At 65.5% G+C, this 17,833-nt stretch carries 14 protein-coding genes; 9 read left to right on the top strand and 5 right to left on the bottom strand.

Features of this window, described 5'->3' with window-relative positions; genetic code table 11:
- The first annotated feature begins 64 nt into the window (after positions 1-64).
- On the top strand, positions 65-952 hold the full coding sequence (gene blaBJP, locus H8A92_RS05355; RefSeq protein ID WP_229194803.1) for a BJP family subclass B3 metallo-beta-lactamase: 888 nt from the start codon (positions 65-67) through the stop codon (positions 950-952).
- A gap of 320 nt (positions 953-1,272) precedes the next feature.
- Complete coding sequence (mdlC, locus tag H8A92_RS05350) at positions 1,273-2,901, top strand: benzoylformate decarboxylase (RefSeq protein ID WP_229194802.1); 1,629 nt, start codon at positions 1,273-1,275, stop codon at positions 2,899-2,901.
- A 387-nt stretch (positions 2,902-3,288) separates the two neighbouring features.
- Here the strand turns inward: mdlC and H8A92_RS05345 are convergent, their stop codons facing one another.
- Positions 3,289-4,836, bottom strand: a complete 1,548-nt coding sequence (locus H8A92_RS05345) for a 4-hydroxyphenylacetate 3-hydroxylase family protein (RefSeq protein ID WP_229194801.1) — start codon at positions 4,834-4,836, stop codon at positions 3,289-3,291.
- 90 nt (positions 4,837-4,926) lie between these two features.
- Between H8A92_RS05345 and H8A92_RS05340 the strand changes: the two genes are divergently transcribed.
- Positions 4,927-5,541, top strand: a complete 615-nt coding sequence (locus H8A92_RS05340) for a TetR/AcrR family transcriptional regulator (RefSeq protein WP_229194800.1) — start codon at positions 4,927-4,929, stop codon at positions 5,539-5,541.
- Positions 5,542-5,915: 374 nt separating this feature from the next.
- On the opposite strand, the gene H8A92_RS05335 is transcribed toward H8A92_RS05340, so the two are convergent.
- Together H8A92_RS05335 and trhA are read right to left on the bottom strand one after the other, a co-directional pair.
- On the bottom strand, positions 5,916-6,710 hold the full coding sequence (locus tag H8A92_RS05335; RefSeq protein ID WP_229194799.1) for an SDR family oxidoreductase: 795 nt from the start codon (positions 6,708-6,710) through the stop codon (positions 5,916-5,918).
- Between the two features lie 224 nt (positions 6,711-6,934).
- Positions 6,935-7,630, bottom strand: coding sequence for a PAQR family membrane homeostasis protein TrhA (trhA, locus tag H8A92_RS05330; protein WP_229194798.1), 696 nt, complete (start codon positions 7,628-7,630; stop codon positions 6,935-6,937).
- 173 nt (positions 7,631-7,803) lie between these two features.
- On the opposite strand from trhA, the gene H8A92_RS05325 reads away from it, so the two are divergent.
- A complete protein-coding gene (locus H8A92_RS05325) occupies positions 7,804-9,267 on the top strand; it encodes a YcjX family GTP-binding protein (RefSeq protein ID WP_229194797.1) in 1,464 nt (487 codons plus the stop codon).
- Positions 9,264-10,295 (top strand): YcjF family protein, encoded by a 1,032-nt coding sequence (locus H8A92_RS05320; protein ID WP_229194796.1) that lies wholly within the window; start codon positions 9,264-9,266, stop codon positions 10,293-10,295. Before H8A92_RS05325 ends, H8A92_RS05320 begins: the two co-directional genes overlap by 4 nt.
- A gap of 115 nt (positions 10,296-10,410) precedes the next feature.
- On the opposite strand, the gene H8A92_RS05315 is transcribed toward H8A92_RS05320, so the two are convergent.
- Positions 10,411-11,928: a glycosyltransferase family 39 protein gene (locus tag H8A92_RS05315; protein WP_229194917.1), complete on the bottom strand. Its 1,518-nt coding sequence runs from the start codon at positions 11,926-11,928 to the stop codon at positions 10,411-10,413.
- Between the two features lie 227 nt (positions 11,929-12,155).
- Between H8A92_RS05315 and H8A92_RS05310 the strand changes: the two genes are divergently transcribed.
- The 4 genes from H8A92_RS05310 (at position 12,156) to H8A92_RS05290 (ending at position 16,509) form a co-directional block, all read left to right on the top strand.
- Positions 12,156-13,892, top strand: a complete 1,737-nt coding sequence (locus tag H8A92_RS05310) for an adenylate/guanylate cyclase domain-containing protein (protein WP_229194795.1) — start codon at positions 12,156-12,158, stop codon at positions 13,890-13,892.
- A gap of 610 nt (positions 13,893-14,502) precedes the next feature.
- Entirely contained in the window at positions 14,503-15,702 is a 1,200-nt protein-coding gene (gene sorA, locus H8A92_RS05300; RefSeq protein WP_229194794.1) for a SorA family sulfite dehydrogenase catalytic subunit, read from the top strand.
- A gap of 11 nt (positions 15,703-15,713) precedes the next feature.
- Positions 15,714-16,025, top strand: a complete 312-nt coding sequence (gene sorB / locus H8A92_RS05295) for a SorB family sulfite dehydrogenase c-type cytochrome subunit (protein WP_229194793.1) — start codon at positions 15,714-15,716, stop codon at positions 16,023-16,025.
- Positions 16,026-16,308: 283 nt separating this feature from the next.
- A complete protein-coding gene (locus H8A92_RS05290; protein WP_163149424.1) occupies positions 16,309-16,509 on the top strand; it encodes a cold-shock protein in 201 nt (66 codons plus the stop codon).
- Between the two features lie 184 nt (positions 16,510-16,693).
- On the opposite strand, the gene H8A92_RS05285 is transcribed toward H8A92_RS05290, so the two are convergent.
- Positions 16,694-17,833 (bottom strand): tetratricopeptide repeat protein (locus tag H8A92_RS05285; protein WP_229194792.1); only part of this gene is annotated, 1,140 nt, incomplete at its 5' end.

Here is a 17,833-nt window from a genome sequence, read left to right as displayed (position 1 = left end):
GGCCAGCATTGCCAGCACGCATAGTGCGGACCGTGCACGAACAACAACAAGCAGGGAGGCAACCATGAGGACGATCGCAGCCGCGCTGTGCGCGCTCGCGCTGATCGCAACCGGTGCGCAAGCACAGACGCTGAAGGATTTCATGGCCGTCGTCATGAAGAAATGGACCGCGCCGTTCGAACCGTTCGATCTGGTCGACAATATCTACTACGTGGGCACTGACGGGATCGCGGTCTACATCATCAAGACGTCGCAAGGGCTGATCCTGATGGACACGGCGATGCAGCAGTCGACCGGCATGATCAAGGACAACATCGCCAAGCTGGGCTTCAAGGAAGGCGACATCAAGATCATCCTCAACACCCACGCCCATCTCGACCACACCGGCGGCTTTGCCGAGATCAAGCAGGAGACCGGCGCGCAGATGATTGCCGGCGAGCGCGACAAGCCGCTGCTCGAGGGCGGCTATTATCCCGGAGACGAGAGCAACGTCGATCTCGTCTTTACGCCTGTGAAGGTCGACCGCACCGTCAAGGAAGGCGACAAGGTCACGCTCGGCGACGTGACGCTGACCGCGCACACGACGCCCGGCCATTCGCCCGGCTGCACCAGCTGGGAGATGACGGTCAAGGACGGCAACCAGACACGCAACGTACTGTTTTTCTGCAGCGGAACGGTGGCGCTGAACCGGCTGGTCGGCCGTCCGACCTATTCCGGCATCGTCGACGACTATCGCGCGACCTTCGCCAAGGTCAAGGCGATGAAGGTCGACGTGCTGCTCGGGCCGCATCCGGAGGTCTACGACATGCAGGCCAAGCGCGCCGAAATGAAGGACGGCGCGCCGAACCCGTTCGTCAAGCCCGGCGAGAACGCCACCTATGTAACCGGGCTCGAGCAGGATTTCGACAAGCAGCTCGCCAAACAGACCGCCGCGCTGCAGAAGGCCAATTAGGGGGCACCGTCATCCCCGCGCAACGGCTTTGCCTTTGACGCTGGAGGAGCGCGCACAGGGCGCGTCTCGAAGGATGCACGGCCCCACTCGGGCCACGCATCCTTCGAGGCTCGCTGCGCTCGCACCTCCAGCGACAACGGCAAAGCCGTTGCGCGGGGATGACGTGGAGTAACCTCTCGAGCGGTTTTTCAGCCGTTGCCGCGGCAACCATGGGCACGGCGGCTTGACATCGTCAGGCAATCCATCGACAGGTGGATTGCCTTTCCGCTTTTGCCGCGCGCAATGACGGAACCAAACAAGACCGAAATGGGAGCCGCCCGATGTCGTCGCGCAAACCCGCCGCCAGCAAAGGCAAGACCGTCACCGTCAAGGACGCCACGTTCGGGCTGCTGCGCGCGTGGGGCATCAAGAAGGTGTTCGGCAATCCCGGCTCGACCGAGTTGCCGTTCCTGAGCGACTGGCCCGACGACATCGACTACGTGCTCGGCCTGCAGGAGGCCTCCGTCGTCGGCATGGCCGACGGCTATGCGCTGGCGACGCGCAACGCCGCCTTCGTCAACCTGCATTCGGCGGCCGGCGTCGGCAATGCGCTCGGCAACATCTACAACGCCTATCGTAACCAGACCCCGATGGTGATCACCGCGGGCCAGCAAGCGCGCTCGATCATGCCGCTGCAGGCCTTCCTCTATGCCGAGCGCGCCTCGGAATTTCCGCGGCCTTACGTGAAATTTGCGGTCGAGCCGGCGCGCGCCGAGGACGTGCCGGCCGCGATCGCGCGGGCTTACTATGTCGCGATGCAGCCGCCCTGCGGGCCGACCTTCGTCTCGGTGCCGATCGACGACTGGGCGCATGCGACGCAACCGCTCGATGCGCGCCAAGTCAGCCGCGAGGTCGGCCCTGATGCGGCCGCGATGCAAGCGCTGGCGGCCGCGCTCGGCGAGGCCAAACACCCTGCCCTCGTCGTCGGCCCGGCGGTCGATCGCGCCGAAGCGGTCGGCCTCATGGTTGAGGTCGCCGAGAGGACGAAGGCTGCGGTCTGGGCCAGCCCGTTCTCGGCGCGCTGCTCGTTCCCCGAGCGCCATCCGCAATTTGCCGGCTTCCTGCATGCCGCACCTGGCCAGCTCTCCGATGCGCTGCGCGAGCACGATCTCGTCGTCGTGGTTGGCGCGCCGGTGTTCACTTTCCATGTGGAGGGCCATGCCGCGATCTTCGACGGCGCGACCCCGATCTTCCAGATCACCGACGATCCCGATGCCGCCGCGATGACGCCGACCGGCCACAGCATCATCGCGACGATGAAGCCGGCACTGACCGCGCTGCTCGGGCTGCTGCCCGAGACCAAACGCGCTGCACCCGCGGGCCGCATCCTCCCGCCGGCGCCCGCGGCCGGCGATCCCATTCCCGCCGAATACGCGCTGCACGCGCTCTCGGCCGCGATGGGGCCGCACGATGCACTGGTCGAGGAAGTGCCGTCGCACCGTCCGCTGATGCAGAAGGCGATGCCGATGCGCGGCCAGGACAGCTTCTACACCATGGCGAGCGGCGGCCTCGGTTACAGCCTGCCGGCCGCGGTCGGCATGGCGCTCGGCCGGCGCGAGGGACGCACGGTCTGCCTAATCGGCGACGGCTCGGCGATGTATTCGATCCAGGCGCTGTGGACCGCGGCGCAGCGCAAGCTGCCGCTGACGGTGGTCGTGATGAACAATTCCGGCTATGGCGCGATGCGTTCATTCAGCCAGGTGATGCAGGTACGCAACGTGCCCGGCCTCGATCTGCCCGGCATCGATTTCGTCAAGCTCGCCGAAGGCATGGGCTGCGACGCAATGCGGGTGACGAAATCGGCCGAGCTTCCGGGCGCCTACCAGCGCGCCCTCTCGCATCAGGGCACGAGCCTGATCGAGGTGGTGGTCGATTCCGCGGTGCCGCTGCTCTACACGCAGAAGAGCTAGGGGCGGCAACGGCAGATCCGTAGGAAGGGTGGAGCGAAGCGATACCCATCGTTCTAGCCGCGGACACGAGTTGATGGGTTTCGCTACGCTCTACCCATCCTACACGAGCACGTGTTGCTGCTCCAACCCGGCTGCCGACAGCGTCGGCACTGCCGTCGTAAGGACGGCACCGGCGGTTGGGTTCCCTCCCCCTTGCGGGGGTCCGAGGCGAGCGAAGCTCGCTCTCGAGGTTAGGGAGAGGGGTGCCACACGGCATGCTCTCTCAATATGAGTCTCAACGCGTACGATCGAGATTGCGAGAGCGGGACTTACTTCAACATCTCGCCCGGGGCTTACCCCTCTCCCCGACCCTCCCCCGCAAGGGGGGAGGGAGCCTGACTAGCGTACTCACCTCACTAGAGCAGGCTCATACTCCAGCGCCATCGCCGACGGCGTCGGCACTTCGCAGCCGGTGGCGCAGCAGCGGCCGGGTTGCTTCGACACCCGCTGCCCCTCGTCGACGAGGCCGCGGCCGAGCAGGTTCTCGACCAGCTCGGCCTTCTCCATCACAGGATAGTTGCGCCAGATCTCGCGCTTCATCGCCTCGGGCGAGCCGCCGCCATGCAGCGAGATCACCGAGTACCAGCCGGCTTCGTGCGAGACGGTGAGGTCCTCGATCAACCGCGCCACCTCGGCGCGCTGCTCGGCCGGAATATCCGGACGCCCGCCCATCACGGCGGCGAGCGAAGCGCGCGTCTCCGGATTGTGGTCCTCGTCGGGACCCGGCAGCGCCACGATCAGGCCGCCGGAGACGTAATGCGCGACGCGGTGCATGTCGTAGATCTTGGTCGCGAGCAAGAGCTTGCCGATGTTCGAGAACACCGCATCCGGCATCACCGATCCCGCCGGGTCCCTGGTGCAATAGACCGAGGACGCGACCCCGCAGGCATAGAAGCTCTCGGTGATGGTGATCAGTTCGACCATCGCTTCGCGGATATGAGCGTGCTTCTCGGCATCGAGCCCGTTGGCCTCGATCATCAACGCACCGGCGCCGATCAGGAGATCGCCGAAACCGGCGCGTGCGCCGATGCAGGAGTGGCGGTGATGCGTGGCATATGACGTGGTGAGGAAGCCGCCCTCCTCGGTCTCGCCGGCGAGGAAGACGCGGTCGTGCGGCACGAACACGTCGTCGAAGATCACGACGCCGACCGACTGGCCGTATTTCGCCGAGAATTTCGCCGCCGCGTCACCGGGCCGACCGGCCGGCCGCGCAACGATGGTGACGCCGGGCGCGTCGATCGGCACCGCGCAACAGACCGCAAAATCCTTGTCATCGGGCACATGGGTGCGGCACGGCATCACCAGGAATTCGTGCATGTAGGGCGCGCCTGTCACGATCGCCTTGGTGCCGCGGATCACGATGCCGTCGGCGCGGCGCTCCTTGATGTGGACATAGACGTCCGGATTGGATTGCAAGCCCGGACGCTTGGAGCGGTCGCCCTTGGCATCGGTCATGGCGATGCCAAGCGTCAGGTCCTGGTCCTGCACCTCGTGCAGATAGTTGAGGAAGCGCTGGCTATAATCGGTGCCGTGACGGTCGTCGGTCAGTTTCGTTGCCTGATAGAGCCCGTTGAGCGCGTCATGGCTGAGATAGCGCTGGGCGCAGCCGGATGTCCTGCACACCAGCCGCACCGCCTCGAGCTTGTAGAGCAGGTCCTGCGAGCTCTCATTGATGTGGAGCATGCGGTTGACGGTCTTGCCGGAGGTCGCCTGCCGCGCCGTCATGATCGGCGCGTGCTCGGCGCGATGCGCGAAATCATAGGTCACGCCGACACCGGCGACGCCCGGCGCCAGCAACGGCTCGTCCGCGACGCTCGCCACGGCTTCGCCGTTGACGAACACCCGCGGCTTGTAGCGGCGCAGGGATTCCCGGTAGTCCGCAGCCGTCATCAGCATGGCGCTTCTCCCTTGCTCATTTATTTTAACATTGTTAAATTATTGAACACTGTTAGAATTGAGTCAAGAACGGATTGGGGCCCGATGCGGATGCGCGAGAGCAGGAAGGAAGCGGTCAGCCGCCACAAGCGGGAGCTGATCCTCGATGCGGCGCGCAGCGTGTTCGCAGAAGAAGGCCTCGAGGGCGCGAGCCTGCGCGCGATCGCGACGCGGGCCGGCTATACGCCGGCGGCGCTGTATTTCCACTTCGATTCCAAGGAAGCGATCTATGCCGAGGTGCTGCGGCAATCGTTGGCCTCGCTCGGCGAAGCCGTCGGCGCCGCGGTTGCGACGACGCGCGGCGCCAAACAGAGGCTGCACGCGGCCGGCATGGGCTTCTTCCGCTACTACGCGGAGAACCCGCGCGATCTCGATCTCGGCTTCTATCTATTCCGCGGCGGCATGAAGCCGGCCGGGCTCGGCCATGACCGCGACCACGCGCTGAACGCCGCGCTGGAGACGGCGCTGCATCCGATTGCGGAAGCTGCCGAAGCGCTCGGTGCGTCCAGGCCGAAGGCGAATATGGTGGTGGTGGATTGCTTCGCCCACGCAACCGGCCTGCTGCTGTTGTTGCACACCGGCCGCATCAGGATGTTCGGCGCCTCGGCCCCCGACATGATGGACGCCTATCTGCGCGAGAAGGTCGCGCAGCTCACCAGGGAGTGAGTTCACCTTACGTGAGGATGGCACCAGCGGAAGGGTTCCCTCCCCCTTGCGGGGGAGGGATAGGGAGAGGGGTACCACACGGGTGCTCTCTCCCTTCAATCCCGACGGCGCGCGACCGAGATTGCGATAGCGACGCTTCGATCAATGATCTCGCCCGGGGCCACCCCTCTCCCCGCCCTCCCCCGCAAGGGGGGAGGGAGCCTGACTATCGTGCGCACCTCACGTCGTAGCGACATGCGCAGTCAATCACCGTCATTCCGGGGCGATGCGAAGCATCGAACCTCAGGTGCGCAATTGCGCACCGGGGAATCTCGAGATTCCACAATTCGCAATTGCGAATTGGGGTTCGCTTCGCGCCCCGGAATGACCTTCGGTCACTTTCCGTAGCTCTCGCGCATCTTGGCCTGGATCTTGGCCATGCCGCCGATCCAGCGGTCGTAGTTCTCGGTCTTCTTGCGCATGTAGCCAAGCACCTGCGGGTGCGGCAGGATCAGGAAGGTTTCCTGCTCGATGCCCTTGAGCGCATCTTGTGCGACCTGCTCCGCGGTGAGATCGCCGTCGCCGGATTGCGGGCCCTTCGGGATCGAGCGCAGCATGTTGGTGTCGACGCCCTGCGGACAGAGGATCGAGACCTTGATGTTGTCGGCGCGGTGCGAGATCGCCAGGTTCTCGGCAAAGCCGACCGCGGCATGCTTGGTGGTGGAGTAAGCAGGACTGCCGACCTGCGACAGCAGGCCCGCGGCGGAGATCGTGTTGAGGAAATAGCCCTCGCCGCGCGCCTTCATCCGCGGCACCAGATGCCGCGCAGCATAGACATGCGCCATCACATGGATCGCCCAGCTTCGAGACCACGGCTCATCCGAGGTGCCGCCGGCGTTTTTCGACAGCGGATCGAAGCCGCCACCGATGCCGGCGTTGGAGCAGAACAGCGCGATCGGGCCGAACATGCGTTCGGTCTCGTCGATCACGTGCAGGATGTTCTTCTCCTGACCGACATCGCATTTGAACGCGGCGCCGCCGACCGAGGCCGCGACCTTCTCGGCCGCGGCATGATCGAGGTCAACGACCACGACCTTGGATGCGCCGGCGGCGTGGAATGCCTCGCACAGCGCCTTGCCGATGCCGTTGCCACCGCCGGTGACCACCACCACTTTACCTGCCACCTGCATGGCCATCCTCCCGATATCTTTGCTTGCACACTGTCGATTTGCTCACCCACTCCTCGTGTCCCGTCATCCTGAGGAGCGCGAAGCGCGTCTCGAAGGATGCACGGCCCGGCTGGTGGCCGTCGACCCTTCGAGACGCGCGTACCGCGCTCCTCAGGGTGACGGGACAGGCGGAACGGGGCGTATCACGAAGCATGATAACCCATCCGCGGTGGATGGCGAGAACTTCAGCTCGCCAGCACGACGTCGAACACCGCGGTATAGTGGCAGGCAGCCCCACAGAGCACGAAACAGTGCCAGATAGCGTTCTGGAAACGCAGCCGGCGCCAGGAGTGGAAGATCACGCCGAGGCTGTAGAGGATGCCGCCGGCCAGCACGAAGCCGAGCGCCATCGCCGGCAGCGCCTTGACGACGCGGTCGTAGAGCATGACGCCGCTCCAGCCCATCGCGAGATAAAGCCCGACCGACAGCCGGTCGAAACGGCCGGGATAGGCGAGCTTCAGCCAGATCCCGACGATCGCCACCCACCACACACCGACCAGCAGCGCAATCGCAAAATAGCTGTCCTTCAGTTCCACGATGAACGGCGTATAGGTCGCGGCGATCAACAGATAGATCGCGGAATGGTCGAAGCGCCGTAGCACCCATTTGGCGCGCGACACCGGCCAGAGGTTATAGGTCGCCGACAGCATCAGCATCGCGAGCAGGCCCGCGACATAGACCGACACCACGGCAACATCGAACGGGCCGGCATAGACTGCGGTCAGCACGATCAGCGCGGTGGCGGCAATCAGCCCGAAAGCGACGCCGACGAGATGGACGACGCCGTCGGCGATCAGCTCGGCGCGGTCGTAGTTCCACAACGCGGCGCCGGCCGCATGGATCGAGGTCGAGGCAAGTTGCTTCAGGCGGAAGACCGTCATGCAGGCTTTCCCGTGGGCCGATGGACGATGGGTAGCGCGGGCAATTCCCCTGCAATCCCTCGCCTGCAAAGGCGCCGGAAATGTGAAGCTTGATTTTGGCCCGATAATCGCCACCTTGCGGGTGATCGCCCGCCCATTTTGGTCCCTCCTGCCGGGTCTTTCCTTAACCCTCCATGCCCCCCAGGTTTCGAGATATCGTCGAGGAAGCGCGTCTCTCGGCGCGGGCGCTGCTCGACTATAGCGAGGGTTTTTTCAACCCGACGGTGCGGCTCGGCGTCACCGGCCTGTCGCGCGCCGGCAAGACCGTGTTCATCACCGCACTGGTGCACGGCCTGACCCGCGGCGGCCGCTTCCCGGTATTCGAGGCCTATGCCTCGGGGCGGATCGCACGCGCCTACCTCGCTCCGCAGCCCGACGATGCGGTGCCGCGCTTCGCCTATGAGAACCATGTCCGTACATTGGTCGAGGAGCGGCGCTGGCCGAGTTCGACCACCGACATCTCCGAGCTGCGGCTGGTGATCGAGTATCAGCGGCAAAATGGCGCGGACCGCAAGCTCACCCTCGACATCGTCGACTATCCCGGCGAGTGGCTGCTCGACCTGCCGCTGCTGAACAAGAGCTACGAGCAATGGTCGGCGGACAGCCTTGCGCTGTCGCGCGAGCCGCTGCGCACAAAACTCGCGGCGCCCTGGCAGGCACATCTCACGACGCTGAAGCCCGAGGCCAACGCGGACGAGCAGGCTGCGCTCACCGCAGCAAGACTGTTCACCGGTTATCTGCGCGCCTGCCGCGACGAACGCTTCGCGATGAGCCTGTTGCCGCCCGGCCGTTTCCTGATGCCGGGCAACCTCGCCGACACGCCGGCGCTGACCTTTGCGCCAATCGACGTGCCCGTGGACGAGAGCGCGCCCGACGGCTCGCTGTGGGCGATGATGCGGCGGCGTTACGAGTCCTACAAGGACGTCGTGGTGCGGCCGTTCTTCCGCGATCACTTCGCGCGGCTCGATCGCCAGATCGTGCTCGCCGATGCGCTTGCCGCATTCAATGCCGGCCCCGAGGCGCTGCACGATCTCGAGGCCGCGCTCGCCGGCATCCTCGACTGCTTCCGGATCGGCCGCAGCACGATCGTGAGCGCACTGTTCCGCCCGCGCATCGACCGCATCCTGTTCGCAGCGACCAAGGCCGACCATCTGCACCACCAGAGCCATGACCGGCTCGAGGCCGTGCTGCGGCGGATCGTGGCGAAAGCCGCCGAGCGCGCCGAATATGCCGGCGCCGACATCGACGTGGTGGCGCTCGCCGCGGTGCGCGCCACGCGCGAGGCCCAGGTTCAGCGCGGGCGCGACCGGCTGCCGTCGATCCTCGGCACGCCGGCGCCGGGCGAAGTCGCCAACGGCGAGACGCTGGACGGCGAGACCGAGGTTGCGACCTTCCCGGGCGACCTGCCCGACAATCCAGAGGAAATGTTCAACGGCGGATTCCGCGGCCTCTCGAGCTCAGGTGCCGACGCCGCCGACTATCGCTTCCTGCGCTTCCGCCCGCCGAAGCTGGAACGCAACGGCGATGCGGAGCCGGCGCTGCCTCACATCCGCCTTGACCGCGCCCTCCAGTTCCTGATCGGAGACAAACTGCAATGAACGAGAAGACGCCCCCGCGGCGGCCGGCGACGTTCAAGCTCAACGATCCCGGCGTGGTCGTGATGGATCCGGACGCGGCCAGCCGTCTCACCCACGGCACGATCCAGATCGTTCCCGAGGTAGAGCCCGCGCAGCTCCCTGTGCCGGTCGATGCAGCGCTGGTGCCCGCGCGCCGCGGCTTTCGCTGGGGCACGCTGTTCTGGAGCGCAGTCGCGGGCCTCGTGGTGCTCGGCACCGGACTCGGCGTCCTCAATCTGGTCGAGGATCTGTTCGCACGCAATGAAGGGCTCGGCTTCCTCGGGCTGGCGCTTGCCGTCATCGCCACGGTGGCGCTCGCGGTCGTCACCACCCGCGAGCTCGTCGGCCTGGCGCGACTTGCGACCATCGAGAAGCTGCACCTGCGCGCGGAGGAAGTGCTGATCAGCGACGACCGGGCCGCGAGCCGGGCTGTTGTCGCCGATTTGCTCAAGTTCGCGCACCGGACCCCGCAGCTCGCCCGCGCCCGCAGCGCGCTGCAGAGCCACACCGATGATATCATCGATGGCGCCGACATGATCCGCCTCGCCGAGCGCGAGCTGATGACGCCGCTCGACGAGGAAGCACGGCGGCTGGTGTCGTCGGCGGCGCAGCGCGTCTCGGTGGTCACCGCAGTCAGCCCGCGCGCGCTGTTCGACGTGCTGTTCGTGTTCGTGGCAAGCTTGCGGATGATCCGGCAGCTGGCGCGGCTCTATGGTGGCCGGCCCGGCGCGCTCGGCATGATCCGCCTGCTGCGCCATGTCATCGCGCACCTGGCGATCACCGGCGGCATGGCTGCGAGCGACAGCCTGATCCAGCAGATGCTCGGTCACGGCATCGCGGCAAAACTCTCGCAGCGGCTCGGCGAAGGCATGCTCAACGGCCTCTTGACTGCCCGCCTCGGCCTCGCCGCGATCGACGTCACCCGCCCGCTCCCGTTCAATGCCCTGCCGCGCCCGGCGCTGACTGATCTGGCGAAGGACCTGATCCGCAAGCGCGACGAAGAGGAGTAGCTTGCTTGCCTCGCCCCGCTTGCGGGGAGAGGCCGGAATTTTCGCGAAGCGCAAATTCCGGGTGAGGGGAAGTCTCCGCGGATCAGGCCCTCACCGTCCTCGCGGAAGCTCCCCCTCATCCCGACCTTCTCCCCGCACGCGGGGAGAAGGAGAAGGCCAGCACGCGCCAGCGGAAGAATGTCGTGTCCGGCGGCGGCGACAGATTTGGTGTCCATCCGCTGATCTTCTCCAGCGAATAGGTGTCCATCACCATGCCGCGCCAGCTCCGGCTCACACGCTCCAGCGGCTGACGCACCGCTGATGTCTCGCTCCACAGCGGCAGATTGTTCTCGGGCTCACGCCCGACATAAATGCCGACGTGATCGCGGATCTGACTGATGCCCGGATCGGCAAAGCCCTGGAAGCGGCCGCGCTCGTTGATCTCGATCACAGGCACCCGCCCGCGCAGCATCCAGCGCAGCATCGCATAGGTGCGGTAGTCCGTGGTCGCGACCCAGGTCGCACCGTTCGCCTGCACCTGCGCCAGGGTACGCGCGGCGACCGCGTCGTATCCCGCTTCGGTGCCGATCGGATCGGTGCGGCCGATCAGATTCCACGGCGCGAACATGTAATAAAGGAAGACGCAGACCACGAATACGATGCCGGTCGAAATCGCAGTCCTTGCCCAATACACCGTCGATTTGATGAGCCCGATCGACCAGCCCTCGAACGGCATCCGTGTCACGTTGATGGCAACAGCGGCAAAGCCGGCCGGCCACAGAAACATCGGCCAGGTGTCGCCGACCCGCAAGGTCAGTGACTTCCAGAGAAAGTATGCAAACGGCACCAGCACCGCGGTCGCCAGCAGGATCGCGACCGGCTCGCGCCTGGTATAGCCGCGCCAGGCCGTCAGCACTGTCCCGAACAGCGTCACCGGCAGCAGCACGAAGCCGACCAGGCCGAACTGCATGCCGATGAATTCGCCGAGAGTGCGAAAGGTCAGATCGCGGTCGACGGTGGCGCGCACCGCCTGGAAACGGAACGAGGCCCAGTCGTGCTCCGCGTTCCAGATCAGCACCGGCGAGAACACGATGATCGCGATCAGCGCGGCGAGATAGGGATATGGGCTGCGCAGCCAACGCCAGCGCCAGTCCGGCACCAGCGCAAAGGCGAGCGCCGCTGGCGCGAACATGACCGCGGTGAATTTCGACAACAGCGACAGCCCGGCGAACAGCCCCGCGGCGAGCCACCAGCGCCCGTCATTGCTTTGCGCGAGCCGCACCAGCGACCAGAGCATCGCCACTGAAAACGGTATCAGCGCCGTGTCGGGCGCGACCTTGGCCATCAACAACCCGTAATAAAGCGCGGCCTCCGGCAGCAGCAGCGCCAGCATCACGGCGCGGACATTGTTCGATGTCGCGCGGCGGACGATGTCGGCGAGCAACAGCTGGGTGGCCAGCATCGCCACGATGCCACCGAGGCGGACGCCGAGATTGGTGTCGCCGAGAACAGCAGTGCCTGATCGGATGAACCATGCGACCATCGGGGGATGGTCGAGGAAGGACAGTACGTTTTCCTTCGACCAGGTCCAGTAATAGGCCTCATCGGTGCGCAGATCGAGCGCATGGGCATAGACCAGCCGCATCGCGGTCATGGCAACAATCACGGCGATGACGCCGCGCCAATCCGGCGCGCGCGAACGGGCCGGCTTAACGCTGTTGTTATCGGCTCCAGGTTTGGCTTGGGCTATCGTCACGGCGCTTTTTGTTCGACTCTTAACGGAGTGTCAACGTTCCGCACCGCCCGCTATCGCGGCTCGTCCCGACCCGTGGCGGTGTTCAGCGCGGGAATTAACCACTAGACTTGTCGATCATGAATCACATGGCCTCCCCCTCGCGCGAGCACCTGCACGAAATGGCCCGCGGCGTCGGCCTGCGGCAGGTCCGCCTGGTCACGGGGGCGATCATGTTCGCCTACCTGATCAGCCATTTCCTCAACCACGCGCTCGGCAATATCTCGACCGAGGCGATGGCGATCGGGGTGCACTACCACGCCAGGTTCTGGCAGTTTCTGCCGGTCGCGATCGTGTTCTACAGCGCCTGCCTGGTGCACACCGCGCTCGGCATCTGGGCGCTCTATCAGCGCCGCGAGTTCCACTGGAAGGCGATCGAGCCCCTCCAACTCACGCTCGGCCTCAGCGTTCCGATGCTGATCGTTGCGCATGTTGTCGGCGTGCGGCTCGGCCGGACCCTGTACGGGCACGAAAAGCTCTACCCGCAGGAGCTGTACACTTTCTTTATCGCCTCGCCGCACCGGCTGTGGGTGATGCTGGCGGTGCTTGTGATCGCCTGGGTGCATGGCTGCATCGGCCTGTATTTCTGGCTGCGGCTGCGCCCGTTCTTCCAGCGCGCCGCGCCGTTCCTGCTCGCCGCGGCCGTGCTGATCCCGACGCTCGCCATGCTCGGCATCTATCAGGGCGGCCGCGCCACTATGGAGGACTATCAGGATGCCGACTGGCGGCGCGAGGAGCTGTCGGTACAGAAGCTCGGCACGGCAGCCCAGGGGACCACGCTCGAGAAGATCGCCGATGACCTGAGCATCGGCTATCTCGCCCTGCTCGGCCTCGTGCTGCTAGCGCGCGGCGCGCGGGCCCTGCTGGAGCGCCGCGGCGGCATGATCGCGCTGTCCTACGGCAACGGTCGCACGCTGCGGGTGCCGAAGGGGCTGAGCGTGCTGGAGGCGAGCCTGCGCTACAACGTGCCGCATGCCAGCGTCTGCGGCGGCCGCGCGCGCTGCTCGACCTGCCGCATCCGCATCATCGGCGATCACGCCAAGCTGCCCGAGCCCTCGCCGCGCGAAGCCTTCGTGCTGCACCGGGTCGGCACCGACGATCCGTCGATCCGACTGGCCTGCCAGCTGCGGCCGACCGGCGACCTGACCTTTTTCCAGCTGTTCCTGCCGCAGACGATGTCGGCGAACTCGCACGCCTCCAATCCGACCCGGGTCGGCCAGGAGCGCTATCTCGTCAGCATGTTCGTCGACATGCGCGGCTCGACACAGCTTGCCGAGAAGCGGCTGCCGTTCGACACCGTGTTCATCGTCAACCGTTTCCTCGGGGCAGTGTCGCAGGCGGTGCTGGAAGCCGGCGGGCGGCCCAACCAGTTCATCGGCGATGGCATGCTGGCGCTGTTCGGGCTCTCTACCGACCGGCAGGTGGCATGCCGACAGGCGCTGCGCGCCGCGGCACTGATTGCCGCCAATATCGACGAGCTGAACCAGTTCCTCAGCCACGATCTGCACGAGCCGATCCGCTTCGGCATCGGTATCCATGGCGGCGAGGTGATCGTCGGCGATATCGGCTATCGCGACCACATGGTGTTCACCGCGCTCGGCGATGCCGTCAACGTCGCGGCAAGGCTGCAGGACATGACCAAGGCGCTGGCCTGCGAGGCGGTCATCTCCGACGAGGTGCGCGTCACCGCAGGCCTCGCCGACGATGTCCTGCCGGCGCAGGAGGTCGCGATCCGCGGCCGCAACGAGCCGATGACCGTGCGCACGGTCGAGACGACGCGCGTCCTGTCCGCGCTGGTCGACGACCGGCGTGCCGTCGCGGCCTGACCGGTTCATCTCCCCCTTCAGCGAATGTGACCTGCCGCACATCCGAAGCTGCGCTCGGCAGAGATGCTCGAACGCGCCCGCTGCCGGATGCGACTGACTGGCGATGGGTAACACTGCAACCGCGCCGCGACAGAGTTCAACGCGCATCCGAAGGAGACGACCATGCTTCGCAAAGTCACGCTCGCTCTCGCTACCGCCGCAACCCTCGGAGCCGCCGCGCTGGCGCCGACCGCAGCTTCCGCCAAGCCGTTCTTCTGGCATCCGTACCACCATCACTTCTGAGGTGGCCCGGGCATCTCCGTCGGCTTCGTCGACTCCGGCTGCTACGCGACGCGCCTGGTGCTGACGCCCTACGGCTATCGCTATCGCACCGTGAACGTCTGCTACTGATCGAGCCGACGACCTGGAATCGAAATGCCCCGGTCGCCTCATGCGATCGGGGCTTTTCGTTATTGCGATGCAACGCCGGCAACGCTGCGAAAGCTCAATTGACTCGCGGTTGTCAGGTGCGACATTTGTGGTCGCGCGCAGTCCATGATGCGAAGGCGCGCAAGGCAATCTGAGCCTGGTGATGACCAGCTCAGGACAGAACAGCTTCGGAGGAAGCGGAATGCTCGATCGACGAGACTTGATGAAGCGTGCCGGGTTGGCCGCTTTGGTGACGGGGCTGGGATCAAGGGGCGCACTCGCGCTCGACACCGTGACGCTGCCCTTTGGCAATGGCGAACGGCCGCTGGTGCACTACCCGCAGAAGCGCCCGATGATCGGCCTGACCGCCCGGCCGCCGCAGCTGGAAACGCCGTTTGCGATCTTCAACGACGGCCCGCTCACGCCGAACAACGCGTTCTTCGTCCGCTATCACCTCGCCGGCGTCCCCTACGACCTCGATCCGGACAAGTTCACCCTCGAGATCAAGGGCAAGGTCGACAAGCCGCTGAAGCTGTCGCTGAAGGACATCCGCAAGCTGAAGGCCGTCGAGCTCGTCGCGGTCAACCAGTGCTCCGGCAACAGCCGCGGCTTCTTCAATCCCCGCGTCGCCGGCGGCCAGCTCGGCAACGGCGCGATGGGCTGCGCGCGCTGGCACGGCGTGCCGCTGAAGACCGTGCTTGACATGGCCGGCGTGCAGGCCGGCGCCAAGCAGGTCACCTTCAACGGCATGGACGGTCCTGTCATGGAGACGACGCCCGACTTTGTGAAGGCGCTCGACATCGACCACGCACGCGACGGCGAGGTGATGCTGGCCTGGGGCATGAACGGCGAGGACCTGCCGTTCCTCAATGGCTTCCCGCTCCGCCTCGTGGTGCCGGGCTACTACGGCACCTATTGGGTGAAGCACCTCAACGAGATCACCGTGATCGACAACGTGTTCGAAGGTTTCTGGATGAAATCCGCCTACCGGATTCCGGATACGCCGAACAACGCGGTCGAGCCCGGCACCGCACCGAAGGCGACGATTCCGATCAACCGCTTCACGGTGCGCTCGTTCATTACCAGCGTTGCCGATGGCGCCCAGCTGAAGGCAGGCCACACCATGCTGCGCGGCATCGCCTTCGACGGCGGCAAGGGCATCAAGGAGGTCGCGGTCTCGATCGACGGCGGCAAGAGCTGGACGCCGGCGAAGCTCGGCAAGGACCTCGGCAAATACGCCTTCCGCGAATGGAAGCTGAAGGTCGCGCTCCCCGCAGGCCCCTCGGATCTGAAGGTGCGCGCCACCAATAATGCCGGCGACACCCAGCCGATGGACCCGTTGTGGAATCCGGCGGGCTATCTGCGCAACGTCGTCGAAACCGTGCGCGTCACCGCGGCATGAGGAGAAGCAACATGACCAGCAAGCTGCTTGCCTCCCTCGCCGCGATCGCGATGCTGTCGATCGGCGCCGTGATCGCCGCGCCCGTCAACTACACGCTCCCCGAGGAGACCGCGGCCTTCAAGCCGGGTCCCAACCTCGAGGTCGTGCAGGGCAACTGCACCGGCTGCCACTCGGCGGACTACATCAAGACCCAGCCGCAGGGCGAGAAGTTCAAGAAGGACTTCTGGCAGGCCGAGGTGACCAAGATGATCAAGGTCTACGGTGCGCCGATCGACCAGGCCGACGTCGGCAAGATCGTCGAGTATCTCTCCGCGACCTATTGAGGCGCATCGGTCCATCGCCCCGCGCGCCGGCCGAAAACCCACGCGCGGGCCACCGATCCAGCTTGGGCTCGGCGGAACCGATCTGTTTTGCAGCGCATCAATTGACCACGAAACAGGCAAACCGGCGGCAAATCCCCGCAAAGCGGGTTGTTTCCGGTCAAAAACACACCGTCGTTTGATCTACCCAGCTTTTTCCAAACTGCTATCCTGTGCGGCGCGGACTAGCCGGTTTTTGCGGGGACCGGCTGGTCTGTTTTCGATTGATTCCGCGGAGACGACTGGAATGCCCAAAGGTACAGTGAAGTGGTTCAACCCGACCAAGGGTTATGGATTCATCCAGCCCGCATCGGGCGGCAAGGACATTTTCGTCCATATTTCAGCAGTTCAGAAGGCTGGTCTTCAGAGCCTCAACGAAGGCCAGTCGGTTGAATACGAAGAAATTGCAAATCGCGGCAAGACGTCAGCGGAGAACCTCAAGGTCTAGCGTATCCGCGCCAGATCCAGCGGCGCACTCTCGGACCCGATCCGGGAGTGAGGGCCGATCCCAAATCCACACGACGTGACGTTCGGCGGAGCGGGCACGACGCCCGCGCGCCACGCCTTTGATTTTTCGGCCGCCATCGCCGGCGTGCCGACATTTATCCTTTACTCCGGGATGGGTCGCCGCCTCACAGACAAGTGCCGCCCTGGCCGATGCCGCACGGCACCCGCTTCGAGAGTTCCTGGACCTTGCGCTTCGACTCGGCCTGCGCCAGCACGTCGAACACGCTCGATGGCGTGAGCTGCGTCGCCTTGCGGAAATCCTCGGTCGCCTTGTCGGCATGGTTGAGCGCCTCGTGCGCCTTGGCACGGGCGAACAGGCCCTCCACCGTCTCCTTCTGCGCAATCGCCCGGTCGAGATCGTCGACCGCCTTGTCGTAGTTGCGCAGCGCCGACCAAGTGATGCCGCGCAAGGTCAGCGCCGGCTGATAATCGGGCCGCGCAGCGAGAACGAAGTTGAGATCCTTCATCGCGTCATCCGGCTTCTTCAGCCCGAGATAGGCCCGCGCGCGCAGCACATGCGGGAAGGCGTCGTTGGGCGTGCGCGTAACGATCTGGTCGAAGGCGGCGATCGCGCGGTCGTATTGGGAAGAGGTCAGCATCGCGAGGCCGCGGCCGAGTTGGGCCGTGGGATTGTTGGGGCTTCGCTCCAGCACGGCGTTGATATCGACCAGTCCCTCATCGGCACGGCCCTTGAGCATCAGCGCAAGGCCCCGCCACGATTTGGCGATCAAATTGGTCGACACCAGCGCCAGGGCCTGATCGAAATCCAGCAGCGCCTTGTCGAGCTGATTGAGGCTGATATAGGCAAGCCCGCGTTCGGTGAAGGCGAGCGTCTCCTTGGCGTTGAGCGAGATCGAATGATCATAGTCGGCGAGCGCATCCTGCACCTTGCCGGTGCCGGCCTTGACGAGGCCGCGCGCCAGATAAGCCAGCGAATTGTTCTGGTCGAGCGTGATGGCGCGGCCGGCATCAGTCATGGCCTCATCGAGCTGTCGCATGCCGGCAGCGTTGAGCGCGCGGAACGCCAGCAACTGGGGATCGTCCGGCTTGAGCTTGAGCAGATCGCTGAGATCGTTGCGCGCCTCCGCCATCCGGCCGAGCCGTGAATAGGCCACCGCGCGCAGGCGGAGCGCAGCCTCGTTGCGGGGATCGCCGCTCAGCACCTGGGTGAGATTGGCGATGGCGCCCGCGTAGTTGCCCTGTGCGACGAACTGCTTGGCCTGCTCGACCTGCTGGTTGCCCGCGGCGGCCGCCGGCGCGGCTGG

The organism is Bradyrhizobium acaciae, from assembly GCF_020889785.1.
In the GTDB taxonomy this organism is placed as follows: domain Bacteria; phylum Pseudomonadota; class Alphaproteobacteria; order Rhizobiales; family Xanthobacteraceae; genus Bradyrhizobium; species Bradyrhizobium acaciae.
Note: the sequence above shows the minus strand (reverse complement) of the source record. Positions and strands in the feature narration are given on the sequence as shown.